The organism is Armatimonadia bacterium (genome assembly GCA_039679385.1).
GTDB lineage: Bacteria > Armatimonadota > Zipacnadia > Zipacnadales > JABUFB01 > JAJFTQ01.
In genome coordinates this window covers 1-22,997 of record JBDKVB010000173.1, presented here as the reverse complement: position 1 = coordinate 22,997, position 22,997 = coordinate 1, and the positions used below count along the sequence as shown (strand labels likewise).

Genomic DNA, 22,997 nt, shown 5'->3' with positions numbered 1-22,997 from the left:
CGAGAGGTCAGTTAGTCCCGTCGGCGGGACAAGTGCACCAGGAGTTGGGCCATCGTGACAAGGTCCAGGAGGTTGTGCTCGAGAACCGAGACCATCTGTCGGGCATCGCCGCTCTGGACGAAGTCGTGGTAGGCCCGCGGGATCGCGCTGCCGGGGATGTCGTCCTTACGGTCGCGCCCCAGCACCAGGCGCTCGAGAGTCTGCAGACGACAGTCGGGGAGAACGCCACGCCACACCTTGCGGGCCTCGATCAGCAGGTCGAGGTGTGCGGGGCTGAAGTGGAAGGGCACCTTTGTGGCTCGCGCTCGCATCCGCACATAGGGCAGGTCGTAGCTGCGGCCATTGAAGGTGACCAGGACGGGCTGCTTCTCGTAGCGCTCCAGGAACAGCGAGAGTACAGCGGGCTCCTCATCATAGTCGCGGGCGAAGAACTGGCGGACCACGAGACCGTCGCCTTCCCAGGCCATGGTCCCGATGAGGAAGAGGGGAGTGACGTCGAGGCCGGTGGTCTCCAGGTCGAGGAAGAGGATCTGCTCGGGCGACAGGACCTCGGGGGTCTTGGAGCCTAGGAACCGCTCCAACCGCGTCTGCCTCACGAGGTGAGCGAAGTCGGTCTCCGTCGAGGCGACCTCGGGACAGGCCTGGCGCACGGTTCGGTGGATATGGTAGGCGCAGCGGCCGTCTACCGTGGATTCCGTGAGGCCCGGCAGAGCGTCCTCAAGGCGAACCGGCTGCTCTGCCGACGACGGCGCAACAGAACCGGCGTCTCTGGGAGTGGACAGCACGCGTCGGCGGAGGCGTCCCAGGGCACCGCTCGGCGCCGGCGCCGATTCTGTAGGCTTCTGGTCAGTCGCCTCCGGCCCGGGTGTGGAAGGCTGTGCCCCGGCCTCTGGAGTCCTGGGCTCTTGCGGCTTCGGCTTGCCGGAGTCACGACTCAGGCTGGAGAGCTGTTTGCGGATCTCCGGAAGGTCCTTGGAAAGCCGGGACTGGTCCTTACCTCGCATCGGTGCTCCTGACGTATACTCTCGCGAAGATCAGAGTTCTGCCACGCTCAGTGCCTCGGAGTAGAGCGCCAGCACGTTCTCCAGCGGCGTGTCGGGCTGGATGCAGTGAGCCGGGCTGAGGATGTACCCGCCACCCTTGCCGACGACCGCGATCCGATGCCTGACCTCAGCGCGGACCTGCTCGGGCGTCCCGTGGGGCAGCGTCTGCTGGGTGCTGACAAGCCCGCAGAAGGTGAGCTTGTCTCCGTAGAGGTGCTTGATCTGCTCCGGGTTCATGCCGACGGGTTCGGGCTGCATGGCATCGAGGATATCGAGCCCCATCTCGATGAAAGTGGGCATGATGTCGTGAGTGTCGCCGCAGGAGTGCATCATCGCCAGCGCCCCGTACTCGTGGGCAAGGTCGTAGAACTTGCGCAGGCGCGGGAGGAAGATGCGCTCGAAGGTCGCCGGCGAGAACATCCTGCCGTTCTGGTTACCGCAGTCCTCACCGAGGCAGAGGATGTCGATCTTACCCTTCCCAGCCTCCAGTGCCCGGCGGCAGACCTCGTAGTAGTGGTCGACGCGGTGGTCGATGATCGCCATCCCCACGGGATCCTCGGTGACGATATCGATCATCACCTGCTCCATGCCTCGACCTCGTGATACGCCATTAAGGACATCCGGCATCCCTGCGCTGCCGAAGCACACTGCGTAGTCGTGCAAAGCGTCGCAGTGGGCTTCCAGGTTGCTGTAGTCGTAGTCGTCCGGGGAGGGCCAGGGGTAAGCCTCGACCTCTTTCATCGTCTGGAGGGCGCCGAGAGCCAACTCGGAGGCCTCGTAGTAGGCGCCGGTCGCATACTCGATGCGCGAGTAGCCTACACCCCATTCGTCGTAGCGGTCGGCTCGTCCGGGCATGCCGGTCCCGGGCTTGCACTGACCCCGGTACGGCGCACCGACGTGTCGGAAGTCCACGCCCAGAGCCTCCAGCAGGTTGCGCTCGCGGAAGTGGGCGACAAGCCCTGCGTGGATCTCCGGCGTGAGGTAGACCTGGATCGGCACGCGGTCTGGCTCACGGTGTTGGCAGGCAGTCAGGACACGTTCTTTGGAGGTCATGGCTCAGGCTCCCCTAAGTGATGCGGAAGAGGGCTCCAGACGCAGGTTACCAGTTCATGTAGGGCGGAATCGTCTCCCAGGTGTTGGGCTCCCAGGTCGGCACCTGCGGGCTCAGGAAGCCCTCGAAGCCCGTGCGGTGAGCGCCGAGGTCGGCCAGCAGCAGGTTCCAGATCCGCAGGGCCTTGATGCGCTCGCGAGTGGCCCCGAGGCGCGAAGGGTCGAGGCTGCAGGTGAGCAGACGTCCCGCTCCGACCTTGCGCTCAGCAAGGATACCCGGCTCAGTCAGCGGCGTCCAGTCCGTCTGTGGGCGACAGGTGTCCAGGCTCACCCAGGTCTTGAGGAACAGGTCGCCGTCCTGAAGGCCGGGAGGCAAGCTGCCCGTGCTGCGGGCTGCGAAGACCCGCTCCACATGGACCTGTGGCCCAAGGGACGCAGCGGCCGGCGACCCCGGCATCATCACGACCTGGGTGCCTTCGCGCAAGGCCTGCTGAAGGCCTCCCAACACCTCGGGCGGACAGGGCTCGGTACCGAGAACGACCACTCCACGCGAGGCCGCTGTGCCAGGCTGCGCCGCGATCCCGAAGGACTTGAGCAGCGTGCGGGCCGACTCGCCGACGTACCAGCAGCTTCGGTCCGGCACGGTCCCGCGAGTGCTCAGGGACTGCAGGAGGTTGGACAGCAGTCTGGTCGAGACGGGATCCACTCCGGCGCGAACGGTCACGTCAATCTGGCTCAGGGTGACGCGACCGGCACCAAAGCGCCCCTCCAGCAGCGGTGACTGGGCCAGGTCGAACCCGCAGGAGAGCACCGGCACAAAGGGTGCGTAGTGCGGTCGCGGGTAGACGAAGGTGGCCAGGACGCCGCGGTTTCCCCACTTGTGGAAGCGCTCTGGCCAGGACCGCTCGGTCTCAGGGCGAGCGTCAGGATAGGGAGCAATCAGGTCGGATTCGCCCCGCAGGTCGGCAAGGTCCTGCTCCGTCAGCCCGCTGAGGAAGGGATGGCCGGGAACCGTGACAAAGGCGTCGCGGGTCGAGGTCTCCTCCAGCGGCAGCCCGCAGGGACTGCCACCGGACTGCTCAAGGACCAGCAGGTTCATGCCACGCTGGACGGCCTGTTCGACGCCGACCTTCCGCGCGAGGGTCAGGAAGCGGTCGCTCCAGGACTCGCGTCCAACCACCAGCAGCGAGACACCACTGAGGTCTGTGGACTCGTCGAGGGGTCTGGCGGTCACCCCCAGACGCGCCAGAGCCTCCCGGGTCTTTCCGGATTCGTCGTAGAGGGCAACCTGGCCGGTCAGCCTGGGCGGCTGTGGCTCCGGGAAGACCTGCAGCGTCATGCTCTCGGCAAGGAAGGGCGTCGCAGGCTGAGCAGCGGGCTCCACTCGCAGGCGGTACTCGGTCCGCTCAGCCACGCGGGGAGCCTCGAACTCGATGGGGCAGAAGGTGGTCTCCCCGGCCCTGGCAAGCGCAGTGACAGTGCCCTGGCGAGAGCCGGCCCCGGCAGCATCAGCAAGCCGCCAGTTGAGCGTCACAGGGATGTCGTGGTTGAGGTCGTTCAGCAGCACGAACTGCTTGCGGACGGTCTCTCCCGACATGAAGGCGTGGTCCTTGGAGGGCCAGTCCCCCGGCGGCCCGGCGATGAACAGATCGGTGTCGCCGAAGTACCGCGCAAGTGCCTTCATGACGGGCAGGTCCTTGCCCTGCGCGTCCTTGAAGTCCCAGTTGATGGCGTTGAAGATGATGCCGGAGATGCCGAAGGCGCGCCAGGAACGCAGCGAGCGCCGGGCAACCAGGGACTTGACCTCCTGGTAGCCCGGATGGTTGCGGATCAGGTCCTGGAGCCTCGTCCCCCGGGGAGTGCGCCCGATATCGTACAGGTCGAAGAGCTCAGGCGTGACCATGCGGTAGGCACGTGGGCCGAGGACCTGCGCCGAGATCTCGTCGAAGATCGGCTCGCCCGCGTAGACGACGGACAGAGGGAACTGCCGCGGACGGAACCAGTAGGGGATCAGGTAGCAGCAGTGCTCGCAGGCGACCAGCGGGAAGGGCCGCTTCTCGGCCCAGCGCAGCGGCCATTCCTCGCGCTCCTGCAGAGGCTGGTTCGGCCCGAGGTAGACGTTCGCTGTGAAGATGTCGCCGAAGTTGCCGCAGGCATGGTGGTACAGAGGACGTGGGTCGAGGCTCTCGGCAATCCTCTCGGCCTCGAGCGCGAAACGCTCCTTCGCCTGGAAGCCTGCGTCGGCCGGCTTGTGGCTGCCGTCGATCTTGCTGGGCGCAACGTACCACTGGTAGCCGGCCAGGTTGAAGTGCATGAACCACAAGCCGATGGAGGCGTGGTTGCCGTACTGGCGGAGGTGGTTCTCGACGCGGTGGCGGTAAAGGGGCGAGACCTCAGGGTCGAAGAGGCGGTCGCGCAGCACCATGGCGTCGGGCAGGATCGGGATCGCCAGGAGGCCGGTCTCGTCGGCGTAGTCCAGCACCTGCTCGAAGAGGTCGCGCTGGTACTTCGTGCCGGCATACCAGCTATGGCTGATCGGTCCGGAAAGCTCGAAGGCGTTCATGCCGGCCGCTTTGAGTTCCTTGACGTGCCCCATCTGTGAGGCCCAGGCCAGATCGATCTGGTGCCCACGCAGGTGGACCGGCTTGCCATTGAGGTAGAAGTCGGAGCCTCGCCGGGTGAACTCGCGGTAGCCGAAGCGAACCGGTGGTGCTTCGTCCACCAGCCTATCGCCCTGCAAGAGCTGCACGCGGACGTCATACAAGTAAGGGTCGTCCACGTTCCACAGATGCGCCTCGGGCCAGTCGAAGGTGGCCTCGACGCGGCGACACTGTTGGGAGAAGGCCGGCTGCGAGCGGTCGACGGGATCCAGTCGGAGGTCCTGAAGGAAGCGCTTCTCGCCGCCATCGCCCCTGTGCGGAGTAACAGTGAACTGCAGCTTCGCCGGTTCGGCGGTACCTCGGTGCCAGAGGTCACAGGAGAAGCGGATCTGGCGGCTATCCACCACCGACTGCACGGTGAGGTGGTCGGTGAAGCTGTCGGGCATGGCCTGCAGGCTTACGCTGCCGTAGATACCCGCGTTCGGGCTGTCTCCCCGGGTGTGCAGGACCAGGGTGAGGGTGTTTGTCTCGCCCCACTTGAGGCGGTCGGACACGTTGTAGGACTCGTACTCCCATCCCAGGAGCCAGGCGAGAGGCTGACCGTTCAGCAGTATCTGCGCCAGGCCGTCGACACCCTCGAAGGCAAGGAAGACCGGCTTGCCCTTCCAGTCAGCCGGCGGGGTGAAGGTGCGTTGGTGGTAGGCCAGGCGGTAGTCGGTGAGGGGCCTGCCGAGCCAACGGTTCCCCAGTGACTTCCCCGCAGCATCCAGTGCCTCACCCGGTGCCGTCCAGTAGCCGGGCACGCGAGCGAGACCCCAGCCCTGCGTGGGGAGCTGCGAGACGGGTGCCTGGACCGGAAGGAACGCCCACCAACCCTCCAGCGACACAGAGCGACGTGAGGGCGTGCTGTTGACCGGGGCAGGCGGCTGCTCGACCGCACGAGGAGTAACCGGCTGCACGGCCCCTGCGGAGGAGGGTGCAGGACGAACCGGAAGCTCTGCCGCAGCCACCAGGGGAAGCGACTGGCGACCGCGATCGTAGACTTCGGCCATCTGCTCGTCGCTTAGCGGCCGATCCCACAGTGCGACCTCGTCGAACTGGGCGTGCGCAACCGGGGTCGGGTAGAGCGTGCAGCCCGCTCCGACGAAGAGCGGCCCTTCCTTGACCTCGCGAGAGAAGGGGAAGGCGCCGCTGCCCTGGAGCTTGCCGTCGAGGTAGAGCCGCCGGAAGTTGCCGGCGCGCGACCACGTGAGGCCGACATGGTGCCACTGGCCGGGCTTCCAGGAGCTGATGTCGTGGGAGCCGCAGTCATAGTAGAGGTCCTTGTCTGGGCGGGCCGTGGCGAAGGTGACGGTGGACTGGTCCAGATACTTGTAGACCATCCCCCAGTTGGCGGCGCCGAAGAAGGTGCAGTAGATCCCGTGGTCGGAGCCCTCAAAGTGCGGGCTCAGCCAGAAGCTCGCGCTGCCCTCCTCGGCGCGGAAGTTCCCGGCGCACTGGTACACCAGCGGCGTGTCCTTGGCGTCGTAAGCCAGACCAACCTTGCCGGGGCCATAGAGGGAACGCTGCAGACTCAGGTACGCGAGGATGTCGTCGGCTGCCCCGCGGGTCTGCGGCGTAGGTGACCCGACCGCCACCCGGGCTTCGGCATCCCCATCGAGCGGCAGGTAGAAGCTGGGAGTCGGCACGTCGGCTGCGGCGGCGACGGCAAGGGAGACGGTCAGAAGTAGGCTGCTCAGAGCGTGCATGGTGGCCCTCCGCTCAGTTCAGAGGCGAGTGACCGTCCTTTCGCGGGAAGGCAGGCCACTTCCTTTCGGGAAGGGACCGACCACCATGGGACGCGGAACGAGGCACCACAGAGTGTGGTGCCTCGTTGCCTGTTCGCGGACAGTGGCGCGGAGCTGCGCCTACCACTTCTTCTGGAGGATCAGCCACTCAGTGAACTTGAGCACATAGGCCAGGACGATGAGGCTGACGATCAGGAAGAAGAAGACCCGGATCACGTCGTCCTGCAGGTAGCTGAACCACTCACCGGCATCGAACTCGGACCTCAGGGTGATGTTGTGGGCGACGCGCACGATACCCCCCGCGACGGCGGCCCAGGCGCCCGTGATGGGCTGGTACAGCGCCCCGAGGGCGACGACGGTCCCGAGGATCATGACCGGGTTAACGAACTTGAACTTGAGGCGCTGGTGTTCGTTGTAGATCGGGCACTTGGAGCAGGCGATGGTGCGGTCCTGCCTGTCCGTCAGCTTGGCGTCGGCCTGGAGGTCGGACCGTATGTAGTCGCCCTGGCGCACGCGCATCTCGTTCGATTGCTTCCCGCTACCCGGTGCCCCCATGCGGATGAGGGTCTCGATGAGCTTGGGGTCGCAGTTGCAGCCGATGCCGTAGCGCCAGCAGGTCTTGCGCGCCTTGAAGGCCGGGCAGATCTCCTTGATGCGCTCGTGGCAGAAGGGCATCTGCCAGCACCGACTGGTGATGTTGCCACCGACGAAGGACTTGCTGCCCTTCTTGACGACACCCTCCGTGGTTTCCTTCTCGAGCTTGACGCGACGTCGCTCGGGCGCCTCGAGGATCTGTATGTACAGCTCGTAGAGGATGCGCAGAGCGACGACGACGAGTACTCCAAGGCCGGCATTGGTGCCCGAGCTCGACAGGGTGCGTGTGACGTTCTGGTACTCAGCGGTGAGTTGCGAGGACAGGTTGCTGGCAACGAGATAGGGGACACCGAGCATAAGCGCCACGCCACCGAGGCCAACCAGCACCGAATAGGCGACCTCATCGATGGTGACGGTGACCATGCCAAGGGCGAGGACGATGGAGGAGACTACCAGGCCCTTCCCAAAGCTACTGATGAGGAAATGGGCCCGTTGCGGGTCCGCGCCCTGCAGGACGCCCCCATAGATCGCGTAGATGAAGTAGCCGACGCAGACGAGGAAGCCGAGGCCGCCGAGCCTAACCAGGACAGCCCCGTACCGCGTCAGGAGGTCGCCAACGTCGATGGATGCTGCCTCGTGCCTTGGTGGGTGTGGCCGCGATTGGGTCCTCATCGTGTCCCTTACCCGGAACAGAGAATGTGTGCCGGCGGATACTGTCTGAACTAGCAGCAACGGCAGCAAGTAGTTCCCAGGACACGAGCCCCTGCGCTGCCTGCTGCCGTCTTCTTGCTGCGCGCGGCGAGGCTCCTTGACGACCTGACCCTGGACGATACCCCCTGAGCCGGTATCGCGCGCGGAGCTGTCTATTGTGGCCACCGCGGTGGGCGGTGGAGACTACTGCCCGCCACCATCTCCCGCTCCGCCGCCGGCGCCTGCGCCACCACCGTGTCCACCGTGTCCGCCACCTGCGCGACGCTGTTGCAGGCGCCGCTGGAACTCCTGGCGGTGTGCCGTCTCGCGAGCCTCGGCCGTTGCCGTGCGCGGTCCGCCGTCCTGGACGGTAGTCGCACCCTCCATGACGATGTCCTGCTCGAGCAACTCGTCGAACTCCTCGATACTCATGCACTTGGACCTGGCGCTGTCCTCATCGGCGATACCACGCTTGACGAGCGTCGCAAGGGACTGGTCGAGGGTGTACATCCCGCGCTTGGAGCCGGTCTGAATCTGCGAACCGATCTGGTGGGTCTTGCCCTCACGGATGAGGTTGCGGACAGCCGGGACGGCCTCCATGCTTTCGAAGGCGGCGACACGTCCGTGGCCGTCACGCGTCTTCACCAGAGCCTGCGAAAGCACTCCGACAAGGTTAACGGACATCTGCATACGCACCTGTTGCTGCTGGTGGGGAGGGAACACGTCAATGACGCGGTCGACAGTCTGGACGGCGTCGGTGGTGTGCAGGGTGCCGAAGACCAAGTGACCGGTTTCCGCTGCGGTGATCGCAAGACTGATAGTCTCAAGGTCGCGCATTTCCCCGATGAGGATGACGTCGGGGTCCTGTCGCAGAGCATACTTAAGCGCAGCGGCGAAGTCGGGCGTGTCCACTCCGACTTCACGCTGGTTGATGAGGGCTTTCTTGCATGGGTGCACATACTCGATTGGGTCTTCGACGGTGAGGATGTGCTCTGGGCGCGACTCATTGATGTAGTCGATCATCGCGGCCAGGGTGGTAGTCTTGCCCGATCCCGTGGGCCCGGTGACCAGGACGAGGCCACGCGGGTAGTCGGAGAGTCTGCGGCAGATCTCCGGAAGTCCCAGGTCGGCCATCGTCTTGATGGTGATGGGAATGGTCCGGTAGGTGCACGTCAGGCGCCCACGCTGGATCATCATGTTACCGCGGAAGCGAGCCAGACCGGGGATTTCGTGGGCCCAGTCGAGCTCGAGGTCCTCCTCGAACTTCTCGATCTGCCCTTTGTTGAGGATCGGGAAGGCAGTCTCGCGAGCTTCGGCGTTGGTCACGACCTCGGTCTTCATCCGGACGAGGTCACCGTGGATGCGGAAGATCGGGGGCTGCCCGGCCTTGAGAATAAGGTCCGAGGCCTCCTGCTTCACGCCGAACTCAAGGAGCTTGTTGATGTCCATCTTCGCCATGGGGGATCCCCCTTAGTACGCAACGGATAGTCGGCGACGCGCCGACCTCGCTCCTTGCCCTGCGGGGCTACTGCTGGCCGCTCTGGGCCTGACCATGGACATAGCCGCCAGGCGCTTCCTGTGGAGGCGCGTCTGCATGGCCAAGGACTAGTGGTGCCTCTTCATCCTCGGGCAGGACGGCGAACTCGCCGCAGCGCTTGGCGAATTCCCCGGGATAGGAAGACTTGGACAGCGCTGCCTCGTAGGCGATCTCCTCGCGACGCACCATCTCTGCGAGGTACTGGTCCAGAACGATCATACCCTCTTCGGCGCCGGACTGGATCAGGTTGTAGAGCATGTGGGTCTTGCCCTCGCGGATGACGGCGCGGATGGCTGGAGAGCCCTTCATGATCTCGAAGGAAGGTACGCGCCCGGCACGGTCCTTGATAGGCAGGAGGGCCTGGCAGACTACGGCTGCAAGGGTAACCGACAACTGCATGCGGATCTGCTGCTGCTGCGCCGGTGGGAAGACGTCGACGGCGCGGTCGACAGTCTGCATCGCGTCGGTAGTGTGCAGGGTTCCGAAAACAAGGTGGCCGGTTTCAGCTGCAGTGATCGCAAGCTGGATCGTCTCAAGGTCACGCATTTCGCCGACGAGGATGACATCAGGCGTCTGGCGCATAACGTGGCGCAGGGCGTCATTGAAGGTGTGGGTATCCTGGCCGACCTCGCGCTGCTCAATAACGCACTTGACGTCTTCGTGCACGAACTCGATCGGGTCCTCAATGGTGATGATGTGAGCCGCTCGAGTGGCGTTGATATGGTGGATCATGGCAGCCAGCGTGGTCGATTTGCCGGAACCGGTCGGCCCGGTAACGAGAACGAGACCACGGGGGAGCATGGCGAACTCCTTGAGGATGGGCGGCAGGCCGAGCTCTTCGACGCTCTTGATCTTGATGGGGATCATTCGCATGACGGCGCCGACGGCGTGCTGCTGGTGGAAGACGTTGACCCGGAAGCGGGCGACGCCCTCCATCTCGTAGGCCATGTCAAGGACCCGCGTCTCTTCGAAGCGCTCTTCCTGGCTTGGCGTCATGATCGCCGTCATGAGCTCACGGGTGTCGTCAGCGGTCATGACCGGGAAGTCCGTGAGCCGTCCAAGCTTGCCATTCACGCGCATGACCGGAGGCTCCTCAGCGCGGATATGGAGGTCGGACGCATTCATGTCCGGCATGAGCCTCAGCAGGTCCGGCAAGGCAAAACTCGCCATCTTAGCTACCTCCTGATTGGGCGCCACTGTTAGCTTGGTCGACCAGGCACTGTGTCGTCCGCGCTGCGGGCTCGGCGCATGTCTCTGAAGCCCGTGCGCCAGGTCACAACAGGTCTGCTACCCGTTCTCGCCCGCGGGGGGCGGAGGAGGAGCGGAACCGTTGCCCTGGGCTTCCTGAGCGGCCTGGGCGGCCTGGGCAGCGGCCTGCTGCTGCGCAGCCCGTTGCCGTGTCCGTCGCAGCCGCTCCTCGGCCTCAGCAGCCTCGGCAGCCTTCCTGGCGGCATCGGAGCGTTCCCCATCGAGGCGCCGGATCATCTGGCGCATCTCGGTGCGGTTGCCGGCCCAGAACAGGGCCTGGTCGGCGCTGATGAACCCGTCGCGGTACAGATACAACAGCGACTGGTTCTTGGTCATCATACCCCAGTGGCCGCCTTCCACAATGGCCTCGTACATTTCGGAAGGCTTGCCATCTTCGATGAACTTCTGGATCGTCGGCGTGACCACCATGATCTCCATGGCAGCTACCCGTCCCTGGCTCTCCTTGCGGGCAACCAGTGACTGGGAGATGACGGCGCGCAGTGTGCGGCTCAAGCGCATGCAGATCTGCTGCTTCTCGTGGGGCGGGAACATGTTGACGATACGCTCGAGGGTCTCGGCAGCACTCGTGGTGTGAACTGTTGAGAAGACCAGGTGGCCGGTTTCGGCTGCCTGCATGGCGACGCTCATGGTGATCGTGTCGCGCATCTCGCCGATGAGGATCACGTCGGGAGCCTGGCGCATGGCGTACTTCAGGGCAGGCTGGAAGTCCTCGGTGTCGATGCCGACCTCGCGCTGGCTGACAATCGAGTTCCGGTCCCTGTGAACGTACTCGATTGGGTCTTCGACGGTGATGATGTTGGCCTTGCGGTTGCGGTTGACGTGGTCGATCATCGCCGCCAGGGTGGTGGACTTCCCGCAGCCGGTGGGCCCGGTAACGAGGACAAGCCCCTGCGGGCTCATGGAGATGTCTTTGAGGACCGGCGGCATGTCCAGATCGTCAATCGTGAGGATGTCCAGGGGGATGATACGCATGACCCCGCAGACGTTGCCCCGCTCGCGGTAGATGTTGATACGAAGGCGGCAGACGCCCTCGATGCTGAGACCTATGTCCTTCTCGGGGAACTCGAGGAAACGCTCCCAGGCGCGATCACTCATGAGGCTGCGGGCGATAGCCTCAGTGTCCTCCTGCCTCATCACGGGCCAGGGGCCACTGTCGCCCTCGGGCGCCATCTCAACGACGCCTTTCATCTTCGCGTGGGGAGGGGTGCCGGGCTTCCAGAAGACGTCCGAAGCCTTGACCGCCGCAGCCGCCCGGATCACGTCCTGCCACATCTCGAGCTTCCATTCACTCAACGCAAGGGCCTCCTTACTCACACCTGCTAGGGCACAGTTGCTTGGCCTGGGTTGGGAAGTCCTCGGGGCAAGGCCCCAGACTCCCGTCAAGGGCTGGACCGCCCTCTCGTCTCCGCTCTTCCACCGCAGCACCCACCCCGGTGGGGTTAGGTACCCTCATTTGTTAACGCATATTCCGTGCCCGACGTGACCGCAGAGTCGCCCGGTGCTTCGCTTCGGACTGGGTAATACCCTTGCCACGGCCGGCACGCGCTGTCACAAAGTAGGCCACACCACCGACGGCGAGCGCTATCAGCGCCAGCGGCCACAGGTTCCGTCTGGGCTGCGGTGCGGTCGGCGCTGCCGGTTCAGGAGTGGTGGCCTCCGGTCTCGCGGTGCAAAGGTCGGCCATGGTTGCGAAGGTGCGGTCCAGGACCGTTGCGTCGTACGACCACAGCATCCCGCCGCCACTCCGCACCAGCCGCACATACTTGTTCTCCAGGTTGCCGGTCCGCCCCTGGTAGTTGCTTCCCATGACCACCACGGTGACGCGGTTGAAGCGACGCAGAGCCCAGACTGCAGGCCAGACCGGCTCTCCGTAGGCTCCGATATGGGCGGCGGGCCGCATGACGGCCGTTGCCTGGCTCTCCTGCGCCCCGCTCTTCACGCCGGCAGGGGAGAAGCGCCAGTCCGAAACGGTCTGCATCGCGACCAGATCCTGCTGCACCTGCGACTGCGAGACGCCCTCAGGGTACGAGAGGGTCACCGTGCCCCGGTGGCCACCGGCGTCGGAGAAGACCACGACGACCACATCGTCTCGCGCGTCGGCAGAAGCGTCCTTTGCCGGCGCTGCCCACACGGGGACTGCGAGTGCCGGCATCCAGCATAGCGCGAGGACTATTCGACATGCCCGGGGAATTACCTTCATGTTACCAGCAAACCTTCAGCACATACAAAAGTAGCGCAAGCTGGGAGATGCCTGCGCTAACCTTTTGAAAGACTCATGTGGTGGAGCAGGGGGGATTCGAACCCCCGACCTTCTCCATGCCAAGGAGACGCGCTCCCCCTGCGCCACTGCCCCACAGAACGGGTGCGAGTATAGCAGACGAATCGGCACCCGTCAACCCTCTGAGGGTGACCTTTTTCGGGGGCCCAGGGGCGTCGGGAAAAGTGTAGTATAGGGCGAGTGGCTGGTCGCTTCACACAATCCACGCAGTGAGGTGTCAGGATGTCTCGCAGGCTCTACTTCTTCGATGACCGCGACGTTGCCGCACGCTGGAACCTACACTTGACCCCTGGACCGGTGGAGAAGTGTGGGGTCGCCGACATGGATCTGCGTCCCAGCGATCTGGAGCGGGCCCTGTGCTTCGCCGGGAGTGTCGTGCCGATGCCGGACGGCACGTACCGGCTGTACTACTCGGCCACGCGGAGAGCCGAGCCCCGTTCGTACAACCTGGCTCTGGCCGAGTCCCGGGACGGCCTGCGCTGGGAGAAGCCCGACCTGGGACAGGTGCAGCACGAGGGCCTCGAGACCAACTGGATCTGGCCGGAGGGGATGCCGGCCGGTGAGAGCATCGTGCAGCCGCAGGTGGTTCAGTGCCCCGATGGGCGCTGGCTGATGTGGTTCTGGTGGCACGGCCACCACATCGGCCGGATGCGCTACCTCGTGGCCGAGAGCGAGGACGGGATCCGCTGGCGGATCATCGACCTCAAGATGCCCCACATCATGCACCCGGCGGACCTGGAGCTCGGGCAGAATGCACTCGTCGCCGGGCTGACGGCCGCCGACCCGAAGAACCGATTCGCCGCCGAGAGAACCATGGACTGGTGGGCAGCGAAGAGACTGCGCAGCAACGATGCGACCTATGTGTACTACAACGAGCGCACCCGGATGCTGGAGATGTACTCGGTGTGGCTGCTGCCGATCGACGCCGAGACCCGACGCATGACACCCCATGACAACGCACCCCGGGTTCTGCGAACCATCCACCGGCGCGAAAGCCGCGACGGGATCGAGTGGTCGGATCCCGAGATGCTGATCCTCGCTGATGAGAACGACCCGCTCCACCAGCAGTTCTACTACCTGGCCGTCCAGCCGGAGGGTGAGTGGAATCTGGGGTTCCTGGGCCACTACCGCTGCTGGGAGCAGACAATGGACATCGAGCTGTGCTTCAGCCGCGACACCCATCACTGGCTCCGCCCCTTGCGCGGCGGGTGGATACCAAGGGGTCCGGTACCGGAGCCTGACTGCATGGGGGCCTACGCCACAAACCGCCTGATCGACGGCGGGGACAACTGGATCGTCCTGTACCAGGGCGTGAACTCGATGCACAACGGGAAGCTGCCGGAAGGCGTCGCAGCGGCCCACAGCGAGATCATGACGGCACAGGTCCCGAAGGGGCGGTTCGCAGGACTGAAGAGCACGGAGCGCATGATAGGCCGTCTGCTGCTGAAGCCCTTCAATCACGTCGGCGAGCACTTCGTTGTGAACGCCGAGGTGCGAGGAGTGCTGCGGGCTGAGCTGCGTGATCCCTTTGGGCGTCCACTACCGGGGTATGAGCTCAACAGTGCCGTGCCGGTTCACGGTGACAGCTCGTGTCACGTGCTGACCTGGGAAGGTGGCAAGACGGGCGAGGAGTTCCGCTACGACACCCTCGCGCTGCGGCTGGAGGTGGAGGACGGGACCGTGTACTCGGTGGAGGTCTGAGGTCGGTATGAGACGCTTGGTCGCACAGGGAAAGAGGGCCCCGGCACGGCTGTGTCCGGGGCCCTCTACACGAAGGCTATCTGACCAGTTCGATCACGCCAGCCTGGCTCACTTCCCAGGTGTAGGTGCCGGTTCCCTGCCACTCGACCCACAGGGGCTCAGCCGACTTACGCACACAGAGGTTGAAGGCGAAGCGTGTCTGGGTTGACGGGTCGATCCCGAGGGATGCCCAGGGAATCCGCCACTCCGCAGTCCAGCGGGCAGCGTTGACCGCACGGGCAGCATAGAGCACGCCCTGTGCAGCCGTATCGACGACGGCCTTCGGTGTCCCGGGTTCGTCCGAACCCACGAAGTGACCGGAAGGGAAGCCTCGGAGCACGAGGATCGGTGCGGTCTTGCCGGCTGCGGAGTTCTGGAGCGAGACCTCGACCGCATCGTCCTGGCCCCAGGTATCACCGGGACGAAGAGCCTGGAGCGGGTCCACAGCGTTGTCAATCGCAAGGTACAGGTATTGCGCATCATAGGCCAGCCATGCCTGACTCTTGCGGGCGAGCTTCTCGCCGTTGATGCCCTGCTCCACCGTGATCCCACGAGTGGTGTCCAGGCCGAACCACTCCTCGGCGTTCAGCGTCCCATCCACCTTCACTGCCTGAGTTCGAGCAGGAACGCGAAAGACCACGGGGTTGGTGCGTGCGGCCCGCGGAGCCGGTGCCGGCGGAATCTGGGCAGGTCGAACGCTGTGGGTGACCGGCCAGGAAGCCCGTCGCGGGTCCTTGTACAGTCCCATCTTCTCGATGGGCAGACGCTCGAAGCCGATCTGGTACGCCGGGGACTGCGGCTTGAGCTGGAAGTTGAGGTGCTCGGCGTCCACAAAGAGCGGATCCTGGTCGAGGAGGTTGTCCCCGATTGTGAGGAAGGGCCGCCCCTTACCCTCGATCTCGTCCCAACGACCACCCACACATATGTTGCGGTCGATGCGGTTCCCCATGGGCGCGAAGGGGTCGGTGGAGACGATGTTCAGCAACTGCGGGTACCGCTCGCTGTAGGGCGGCTTGAGGTAGGGCAGACCCAGGTGCGTGCCCTTCTCGCTGGATTCCTTGACCCAGCTCTCGGCCCCGGGTTTGGCCCAGCCCATGGCCCGAGCATCAACATGCACCGCCGGACGGCAGTCCACGAAGACGTTGTTCTCGATGGAGTTGTCCCGTCCGCCGCCGATGAAGGCAGCCCGGGTCACGCGATAGAACAGGTTGTTGTTGATGGCGGTGCCGCAGTACATGTCATCAAGGTACACGCCGACGCAGCCTCGTCCCTCGAAGCCGCTGATGTCGTGCAGGTAGTTGTAGCGGATGGTCGTCCCGCGCATGGTCCAGTTGCGGCCCGCGTAGATGGCGCCGGCATCATTGGACTCGTAGCACACACTATGGATCTCGTTGTACTCGATCACGTGCTCATTGCCGCTAAAGGCGATCGCCTCGTGTGGAGCGTTGTGGATCAGGTTGTGAGCAGCGCGATTCCCGACGCCGGACAGGGAGATGGCCGGTTGGTACATGCGGTTCCAGCGGCCGTAGTGGTGGATGTGGTTGTTCTCAGCCAGATGCCCTGCCGGAGTGATGGTGTTGCGGTCGCCCCCGCTGAGGGAGATGCCGCCGTTACCGACGTTGTAGACGTCGCAGCCGATCACCGAGTTGGCAGCGCCGCCGGAGACCTTCACAGCCCAGGAGCCGAGGTTGCGGAAGGTGCAGCCGAGCACCTGGTTGTGCTCGCCGCCGCTCATCACGATTCCAGACCCGCGTGAGCCCTCGAAGGTGAAGCCCTCGAAGATCACGTTGGAGGCGTTGCTCAGCTTGACCATGTCGCCGAGCACTGAGACCACGGCGGAGCCGTCGGTGATCGGTGAAGGTGGCCAGAAGTAGAGTATCCCGGTCTGGCGATCGAGGTACCACTCGCCCGGGCTGTCCAGTTCGCACAGCAGATTCAGGGCGTAGTACCACTGGCCCTTGCGGTACCCGTAGCTGTGCTGCGGCGGCGCAAGAGAGATGATGCGCTTGTCGGTGTCGATGGACTCGACCTTCATGCGCTGGTCCGCCCAGTCCCAGAACCAGTAGCCGTGCAGCCAGGGGTCGCTCTCTGTGGTCCAGCGCTTGGGGCGGTCGCCGTCGTAGACGAACTTGCCGCCGCGGTCGCCCTTGGTGCCTCGCACATCCACCGGGTTCAGGTTGAGCACGTCGACGATCTTGACGAAGCCCTCGTTCGGCCAGCGGGAGAGGGTCATGGGCTCGTCCTTGAAGAAGAACTCAAGTCGCCTGCCCTCGGAGACGACTTCACCGAGGTCGGTGACGCCGGCAGCCCGCAGGTCGGCCTGCATGACCTTGCCGCGTGCCGATGGGTCGAGTCTTGAAAGCACAGTCGGATCGGTAACCGGCGTCCAGTTGCGGACGACCTTCCCGCCGACGAGGTGAACCTGGCGCTCCGGCCAGGCGCGGTAGATGACGTCGCCCTGCGCAAGGCCCGAGTCGGCATCGGTGAGCTCCAGAGGGGACGATAGCTCGTAGGTACCGGGCTGGACTGCGACGCTGATGCCGCCTACCGGGAAGGCTGAGGCTGCCTTGAGGCGGCGAAGGGCGTCACGGGCACCGGTGAGGGTCGCCAGTGGCCCGTCTCCATCGCGAGGCGTTGGGTACCTGCCGGACCAGGCGTCGTTACCCGTGGGGGAGACATACAGCGCCATGGACTGCGCGTCGGCGGCCATCGCAGCACCTCCAATCGACAGCAGGAGAAGTGTGGCGAGGACGGCTCGAGAGAGCATCTTGACCACCTAACCCTTCGTGGGATACCCGGGCAGTAGACGGCTGGGGTGTCCTTCGCCCGAGGGACAGCCGTTACCTTCAGCCCGCAGGTCTCTGCGGAGGCGGGGGAGAAACGGGCAGGACCCGGTTCACTACTGTGCAGGTGATAGTTGATGCTGAAGACGAAGGCTTTGTGCTCGATCCTGGTTGCGGCAGGCCTGGCCCTGTGTCTGGGTCCAGGCTTTGCCCAGACCCAGCAGGCTCCCCAGACGGCCCAGGAATACACCAATCGAGCGGTCGCCTTCTACGATGCAGGGGACTATGAGAAGGCCATGGGCGACCTCGACAGGGCAGCAGGGCTGGACCCGTCCCTGGCGGCCATCTACCTGGCACGCGGGAACGTGTATGCCGCGATGAACCAGCTCCCGCAAGCCCTGGCCGACTACAACCGGGCGATCGAGCTTGACCCCAAGTCGGGGGCTGTGGCACGCCGTGGTGACTTGTACTACCGGCAGGGCAAGATGGACGCCGCCCTGATCGACTACACGAGGGCCCTTGCGATCGACCCGAAGTCACCGCGAGTTCTGCGCAACCGGGGGAACGCCTACTACGCGAAGGCCGACTACATGCGCGCCATCGCGGACTACGACGCCTCGATCACTGCTGACCCGAAGGACCCGACGACCTATACAGCGAGAGCCACTGCCCGGTATGCCCGCGGCGAGTACCAGGGGTGCCTGGCTGACTACGATCGTGCGATCCAGTTGCAGCCGGACAGTGCCTGGACGCTTGTCAGCCGCGGCAACACTCACTATGCGCTGGGCAGCTATGGTGAAGCGCTGGCCGACTACGACCGTGCCCTCGCACTCAACCCCGGACTTGCCTACGCGTACCACTGTCGCGGCAATGCCCGTATGGCGACGCAGAACCTCACCGGCGCCATCGCCGACTTCACCGAGGCGATCAGCCGCGACCCGTCGAACTACCAGGCCTACCATCACCGGGGCCTGGCGTATGTTGAGAGCGCCCAGGACTTCGACCGCGCCATCGCCGACTATGACAAGGCGATCGAGCTGTACCCGTCGGCCCCAGACCTGTACGCAGATCGCGGCATCGCTCGTTCAGAGGGGAAGCAAGACTACGCGGGAGCAATCAAGGACTTCGACAAGGCGCTGCTGCTGAACCCGTCCCATGCGGAGGCCCTCTACGGCCGCGGAAGCGCCTACAGTGCCGATGGCCACAACGAGCAGGCTCTCGCGGACTTCAACCGCGCCCTGGCACTGAAGGCCAACGACGCCCGCTACTACAATGCTCGCGGGGCTGCGCACCAGGGCCTCAAGCAGTACCCGGCGGCTCTCGTCGACTATGATCGCGCTCTGCAGCTTAAGCCCAGCTTCGCAGAGGCGTACTACAACAAGGCCCTCGTGTGCGAGGAACTCAAGCGCTTTCCGGAGGCCATCGAGGCCTACCAGGGCTTCGTGGACAACGCCCCGGGCAGCTACGCAGCGGTGATCCAGCAGGCTCGGGACCGCATCGCGGAGCTGAAGAAGCAGCCCTGAGGGGCGCTGGGAGTTCAGTGTTTTGCTGCGGGCTTGCCGGCCTCGCTGCCCAGAGAGGTCAGGATGCGCTGGGCAATATTGGGCAGTGGCACGACCTCCTGGGCCGCCCCGAGCTTGATCGCTTCCCTGGGCATCCCGAAGACGACACAGGTAGCCTCATCCTGGGCAATCGTCTGCGCTCCGGCCTCGCGCATACTCAGTAGACCTCGTGCACCGTCGGCTCCCATGCCGGTGAGAAGCGCTCCGACAGCGTTGGGGCCACAGGCCTGGGCCACGGACTCGAAGAGCGGATCGACGGCCGGCTTCTGGTGATGCACCGGCGGGCCGTCCTTGATGCGCACGACGTACTTGGCCCCGCTGCGCTGCAGAACCATGTGCCGGGCTCCGCGGGCGACGATTGCCACCCCGGGAACAACCGGGTCGCCGTCTTCGCCTTCGCGGATCTCCATCTCGCAGAACTGGTTGAGACGCTTTGCGAAGGGGCCTGTGAAGTACTCGGGCATGTGCTGGACGATGACGATGCCCGGGGTTGTGCGAGGAAGCCGCCTCAGCACGTCCTCGATGGCTGTAGTCCCACCAGTTGATGCGCCTATGGCGATGACCTTGTGGGTAGTGAGCAGGCCCGTGCTCGGGAGGAGCTCTGGGCCTGCTTCCGTTTCTGCTTGTGGACGCAGCTTGGCTCGAGCCGCGACCCGAACCGCCCGAGCCAACTCGCGACCGACGTCGGGCACTGAGTAGGAGGACCCAGGCTTAGGCACGACCTCCACCGCCCCCAGCGCCAGGGCACGTAAGGCCGTGTCGCTGTTGCGCGGCGTCAGCGAGCTGACGATCACGACCGGGATCGGGTGGTGTCGCATCAGCGTCGCCAGAAAGGACAGGCCGTCCAGGCGTGGCATCTCAACGTCAAGGGTCATCACATCAGGCTTGAGCTGCATGATCCGGTCGCGGGCCACGTAGGGATCCACGGCTGTCCCGACGACCTCTACGTCGTCGAGGGCGTTCAGTTGCTCGCTGAGGACCCGCCGCACGATAGCGGAGTCATCGACCACCAGAACCCTGATCATCGGCACCCTCCGTCGGCGGTACGGGTGTCCTGCAAGTGCAACCCCACTTCTGCCCAGCCCTCGTCGAACTCTAGGCGGGTGCGAGCGGCCGGGGTGTCCTCGGCGCGGAGGAGGTCGCCCTCGAAGACCTGCGGGGCCTCCATGTGGAAGACCGACCCCTCAGGGGCAAGCGTCGGCAGCAGATTGCCACACACGACGTTGGCCATCTCGCTGAGGGCATCGAGTTGCTGCAGCTCTGGCGGGTCCTCTGCCTCTCCGAGCATGTTGCGGGCGATCGCCGGCAGCATCGAGCGCGGGCAGGCCACTGTAACACGGCCCTGCAGCGGGCCGCGGAAGGAAGCGCTTGCTATGACGTCGGTGGGCGCAGCGCTCTGAGCCTCCGCCTGCTGGGGATAGGCAAAGAGGAAGGCGAGCTCCTCAAAAGTCTGGGCCGCTGCCCGATACAGCCTCAGGTCCAGTGAGTTGGTCATAGTCGACTCCTGTGAGGTCCGAGACGGCCTCGCGGATCGCCTCGGGCGTGAAGGGCTTGTGCACGAACTCGGCACCCTTGCTGCGAAGAAGACTGATGCGCCGGAAGCTGCCTTCGGTGGATACGATGAGGATCGGCAGGTGCGAGAAGGCGGCATCGGCGCGGATGTGCTCGATCATGGTCTCGCCGTCCATAACCGGCATATTCAGGTCGGCAAGGATCAGGTCGATGGGGTGGTTTTCGAGCGTCTCGAGCCCCTCGGCCCCGTTAGCCGCCTCGTGAAGGTCGCCCAGTGGCAGCCCACTGAGCTGCAAGGTGCGCCGGATCATGCTGCGCATCACCATGCTGTCGTCGACGATCATCACATTCAGTTGCATCGTGCCTATCGCCTCACCCGGGGACGCAGGGCCAGCCGAGACTGAACCTGCGAGTACGCAGACCGCTTGATGCGACCCTTACAGGTCCCGCTGCTGCCCCTCCGACCGTATCAGCACCTGGCCGGAGCCGATCTCCAGCGACATCGTCCGTGAGCACGTTCCCTCCACGTCTTCCGCCTCCAGAAGCACTCCATTACGCCACAGCAGCTTGCGCAGCACGAGCACATTGCGCTTGCCGATCTGGAAGAAGTCTCCGCTCTCATCGCCCTGGTGGACCCAGGCTCCGCCTGCGACCTTCACCCGGAGTCGACGCTTCTCGGCGCCGGCCTTGTAGCACTCGAGGAACAGGCGTGGAACTCCTGTATCGACGAACATGCAGGGGTTTTCGCGGGCGCGGTCCGCGTCGATTGTCGAGAGCGGGAGCATGACATGCAGCATCCCACCGACACCCGCCACAGGGTCGTGGACCGTCAGGCCGAGGCAACTACCCAGGGCATAGGTGACGATGACATCCCCGGAGGTTGAGGACACACACATATCTGCCACGCCGACGATGTGTTTCACTTGCGCACCTCTGCGGCGGTCGGTCTCATCGCGCATAGACCGCGGGCTGGACGTAGCTCAGGCCGGTCTCGGCTCCCGTAAGGCTCTCCGAATGGCCTACGAGCAGGTAACCCTCCGGGTGCAGCAACCGACGGAAGCGTTCGACCAGGTGATCTCGCGTCTCGCGGTCGAAGTAGATCATGACGTTGCGACAGAAGATCGCGTCGAAGGGTCCCCTCATCGGCCACTTCTCCATGAGGTTGAGCTGGGCGAAGGTCACCGTCCGGCGCAAGAGCGAACCAACCCGCCAGGAGCGGGGCGCCGAACCCTTGATCGGCTCGAAGTAGCGGGTCAGGAGCGGGCGCGGCACCTCGGCGAGTGCGGCCTCGGTGTAGACGCCCTCAGAGGCCTTGTCGAGCATCTCGGCGGAGATGTCCGTTGCCAGGATGCGCACGGAGGCTGCCCGGTTGGTTCCGAGAGTCTCCAGCGCCACCATGGCGATGGTGAAGGGTTCCTCTCCGGAGGAGCAGCCGGCGCTCCAGAGGCGTAACTGCGAGCCGCGAGCAGTCGCTTCGGGGATCACCCTCTCAGCCAGGAAATCGAAGTGCTGCGGCTCGCGGAAGAAGCTGGTCTTGTTGGTCGTGAGGGCATCGACCATATGGAGGATCTCGGTGTCTCCGGAGGGGCCGCGCAGGTAGTCCAGGTACTGGTCAACGTCGACGAGCTCCAGAGCGCGAAGACGCCGTGCCAGTCGAGCCTCGACGAGTCTCTCCTTGCCCTCATGCAGATTGATGCCGCAGACCTCGTGAGTGAGGCGGCAGATGGCACCGAACTGCTCCCGGGTTAGTCCTTTGGGTGACTGCACTATGGTCACAGGGAGTCTACATCCTTGCGCTCAGACTGGTGCGGCCTTCTCACCCGTTCGGGTTTGCTGTATCGGCATGGGACCCGGTACCCTTCCGAGCCCCATGCCTGAGAGGCTCTAGAAGTCCTGCAGCGTCAGTCCGTCGCGTCGACCGGCGGCGTCGTCGGGCAACGGGATCTGTGCTGTGGCTTCGCGTCCAGACCTCGCGGGGGCCGGGCGCGTGCGGGAGGCCGCACCAGGCTCGGTCTTTCTGCTGCTTGCGGGTGCGGCAGCGGCAGGACGTGCCTGCGGCCTGGCGGCACCGCCCTGGCTGTCCGTCATCTGGAAGCGGCCGACCATGCTGCGCAGCTCTTCCGCCTGACTCGAGAGCTCCTCGGCGGCGCTCGCTGACTCCTCCGAGTTGGCAGCGTTCTGCTGGGTGACCTGATCCATCTGCTCGACAGCCACGTTGATCTGCTCCACGCCCTGGCTCTGCTGCTCGGAGGCCGCAGTGATCTCGGCCATGACCTCGCCGACCTTGCGGATCTGCTCGTTGATCTCCTGGAGCTGGCTGAAGACCTCGCGGTTCATCGCAACGCCGCTCTCGGCATGCGCGACGGACTCCTCGATGAGGTTCGCGGTGTTCTTGGCCGCCTCGGCACTGCGCATCGCGAGGTTGCGCACCTCCTCGGCGACAACGGCGAAGCCCTTGCCTGCGTCTCCGGCGCGAGCGGCTTCGACGGCTGCGTTGAGAGCCAGGAGGTTTGTCTGGAAGGCGATCTCGTCGATCGTCTTGACGATCTTGG

The 22,997-nt window shown here is 64.9% G+C and carries 16 protein-coding genes, 1 tRNA gene and 1 pseudogene; 2 read left to right on the top strand and 16 right to left on the bottom strand.

Going from position 1 to position 22,997, the window contains the following annotated elements; genetic code table 11:
- Nucleotides 1–11: 11 nt before the first annotated feature.
- From ABFE16_19855 to ABFE16_19815, 9 genes and pseudogenes are all read right to left on the bottom strand, one after another.
- Nucleotides 12–1,004, bottom strand: coding sequence for a ribonuclease H-like domain-containing protein (locus ABFE16_19855; protein MEN6347554.1), 993 nt, complete (start codon nucleotides 1,002–1,004; stop codon nucleotides 12–14).
- Nucleotides 1,005–1,034: 30 nt separating this feature from the next.
- Nucleotides 1,035–2,096 carry a uroporphyrinogen decarboxylase family protein gene (locus tag ABFE16_19850; protein MEN6347553.1) on the bottom strand — a complete coding sequence of 354 codons (1,062 nt, stop codon included), beginning with the start codon at nucleotides 2,094–2,096 and terminating at the stop codon, nucleotides 1,035–1,037.
- A gap of 46 nt (nucleotides 2,097–2,142) precedes the next feature.
- Entirely contained in the window at nucleotides 2,143–6,441 is a 4,299-nt protein-coding gene (locus tag ABFE16_19845) for a LamG-like jellyroll fold domain-containing protein (protein ID MEN6347552.1), read from the bottom strand.
- 159 nt (nucleotides 6,442–6,600) lie between these two features.
- Nucleotides 6,601–7,746, bottom strand: coding sequence for a hypothetical protein (locus ABFE16_19840; GenBank protein ID MEN6347551.1), 1,146 nt, complete (start codon nucleotides 7,744–7,746; stop codon nucleotides 6,601–6,603).
- Nucleotides 7,747–8,199: 453 nt separating this feature from the next.
- Nucleotides 8,200–9,213, bottom strand: a pseudogene (locus tag ABFE16_19835) (type IV pilus twitching motility protein PilT).
- 76 nt (nucleotides 9,214–9,289) lie between these two features.
- Complete coding sequence (locus ABFE16_19830) at nucleotides 9,290–10,471, bottom strand: type IV pilus twitching motility protein PilT (protein ID MEN6347550.1); 1,182 nt, start codon at nucleotides 10,469–10,471, stop codon at nucleotides 9,290–9,292.
- Nucleotides 10,472–10,588: 117 nt separating this feature from the next.
- The gene (locus tag ABFE16_19825) at nucleotides 10,589–11,863 is read right to left on the bottom strand and encodes a PilT/PilU family type 4a pilus ATPase (protein MEN6347549.1); all 1,275 of its coding nucleotides are present in this window, start codon (nucleotides 11,861–11,863) and stop codon (nucleotides 10,589–10,591) included.
- Between the two features lie 163 nt (nucleotides 11,864–12,026).
- Complete coding sequence (locus ABFE16_19820) at nucleotides 12,027–12,770, bottom strand: hypothetical protein (protein MEN6347548.1); 744 nt, start codon at nucleotides 12,768–12,770, stop codon at nucleotides 12,027–12,029.
- A 78-nt stretch (nucleotides 12,771–12,848) separates the two neighbouring features.
- Nucleotides 12,849–12,923, bottom strand: a tRNA-Ala gene (locus ABFE16_19815).
- 147 nt (nucleotides 12,924–13,070) lie between these two features.
- On the opposite strand from ABFE16_19815, the gene ABFE16_19810 reads away from it, so the two are divergent.
- Nucleotides 13,071–14,549: a hypothetical protein gene (locus ABFE16_19810; GenBank protein MEN6347547.1), complete on the top strand. Its 1,479-nt coding sequence runs from the start codon at nucleotides 13,071–13,073 to the stop codon at nucleotides 14,547–14,549.
- Nucleotides 14,550–14,625: 76 nt separating this feature from the next.
- Here ABFE16_19810 and ABFE16_19805 read toward each other — a convergent pair whose 3' ends face one another.
- Nucleotides 14,626–17,355: a right-handed parallel beta-helix repeat-containing protein gene (locus tag ABFE16_19805; protein MEN6347546.1), complete on the bottom strand. Its 2,730-nt coding sequence runs from the start codon at nucleotides 17,353–17,355 to the stop codon at nucleotides 14,626–14,628.
- Between the two features lie 153 nt (nucleotides 17,356–17,508).
- On the opposite strand from ABFE16_19805, the gene ABFE16_19800 reads away from it, so the two are divergent.
- Nucleotides 17,509–18,894, top strand: a complete 1,386-nt coding sequence (locus tag ABFE16_19800) for a tetratricopeptide repeat protein (GenBank protein ID MEN6347545.1) — start codon at nucleotides 17,509–17,511, stop codon at nucleotides 18,892–18,894.
- A 14-nt stretch (nucleotides 18,895–18,908) separates the two neighbouring features.
- Here ABFE16_19800 and ABFE16_19795 read toward each other — a convergent pair whose 3' ends face one another.
- From ABFE16_19795 to ABFE16_19770, 6 genes are all read right to left on the bottom strand, one after another.
- A complete protein-coding gene (locus ABFE16_19795) occupies nucleotides 18,909–19,958 on the bottom strand; it encodes a chemotaxis response regulator protein-glutamate methylesterase (GenBank protein MEN6347544.1) in 1,050 nt (349 codons plus the stop codon).
- Nucleotides 19,955–20,428 carry a chemotaxis protein CheX gene (locus ABFE16_19790; protein MEN6347543.1) on the bottom strand — a complete coding sequence of 158 codons (474 nt, stop codon included), beginning with the start codon at nucleotides 20,426–20,428 and terminating at the stop codon, nucleotides 19,955–19,957. Before ABFE16_19790 ends, ABFE16_19795 begins: the two co-directional genes overlap by 4 nt.
- A complete protein-coding gene (locus tag ABFE16_19785; protein MEN6347542.1) occupies nucleotides 20,376–20,804 on the bottom strand; it encodes a response regulator in 429 nt (142 codons plus the stop codon). Before ABFE16_19785 ends, ABFE16_19790 begins: the two co-directional genes overlap by 53 nt.
- A gap of 78 nt (nucleotides 20,805–20,882) precedes the next feature.
- Entirely contained in the window at nucleotides 20,883–21,368 is a 486-nt protein-coding gene (locus tag ABFE16_19780; GenBank protein ID MEN6347541.1) for a chemotaxis protein CheD, read from the bottom strand.
- 25 nt (nucleotides 21,369–21,393) lie between these two features.
- Nucleotides 21,394–22,221, bottom strand: a complete 828-nt coding sequence (locus tag ABFE16_19775; protein ID MEN6347540.1) for a protein-glutamate O-methyltransferase — start codon at nucleotides 22,219–22,221, stop codon at nucleotides 21,394–21,396.
- Between the two features lie 108 nt (nucleotides 22,222–22,329).
- Nucleotides 22,330–22,997 (bottom strand): methyl-accepting chemotaxis protein (locus ABFE16_19770; GenBank protein MEN6347539.1); only part of this gene is annotated, 668 nt, incomplete at its 5' end.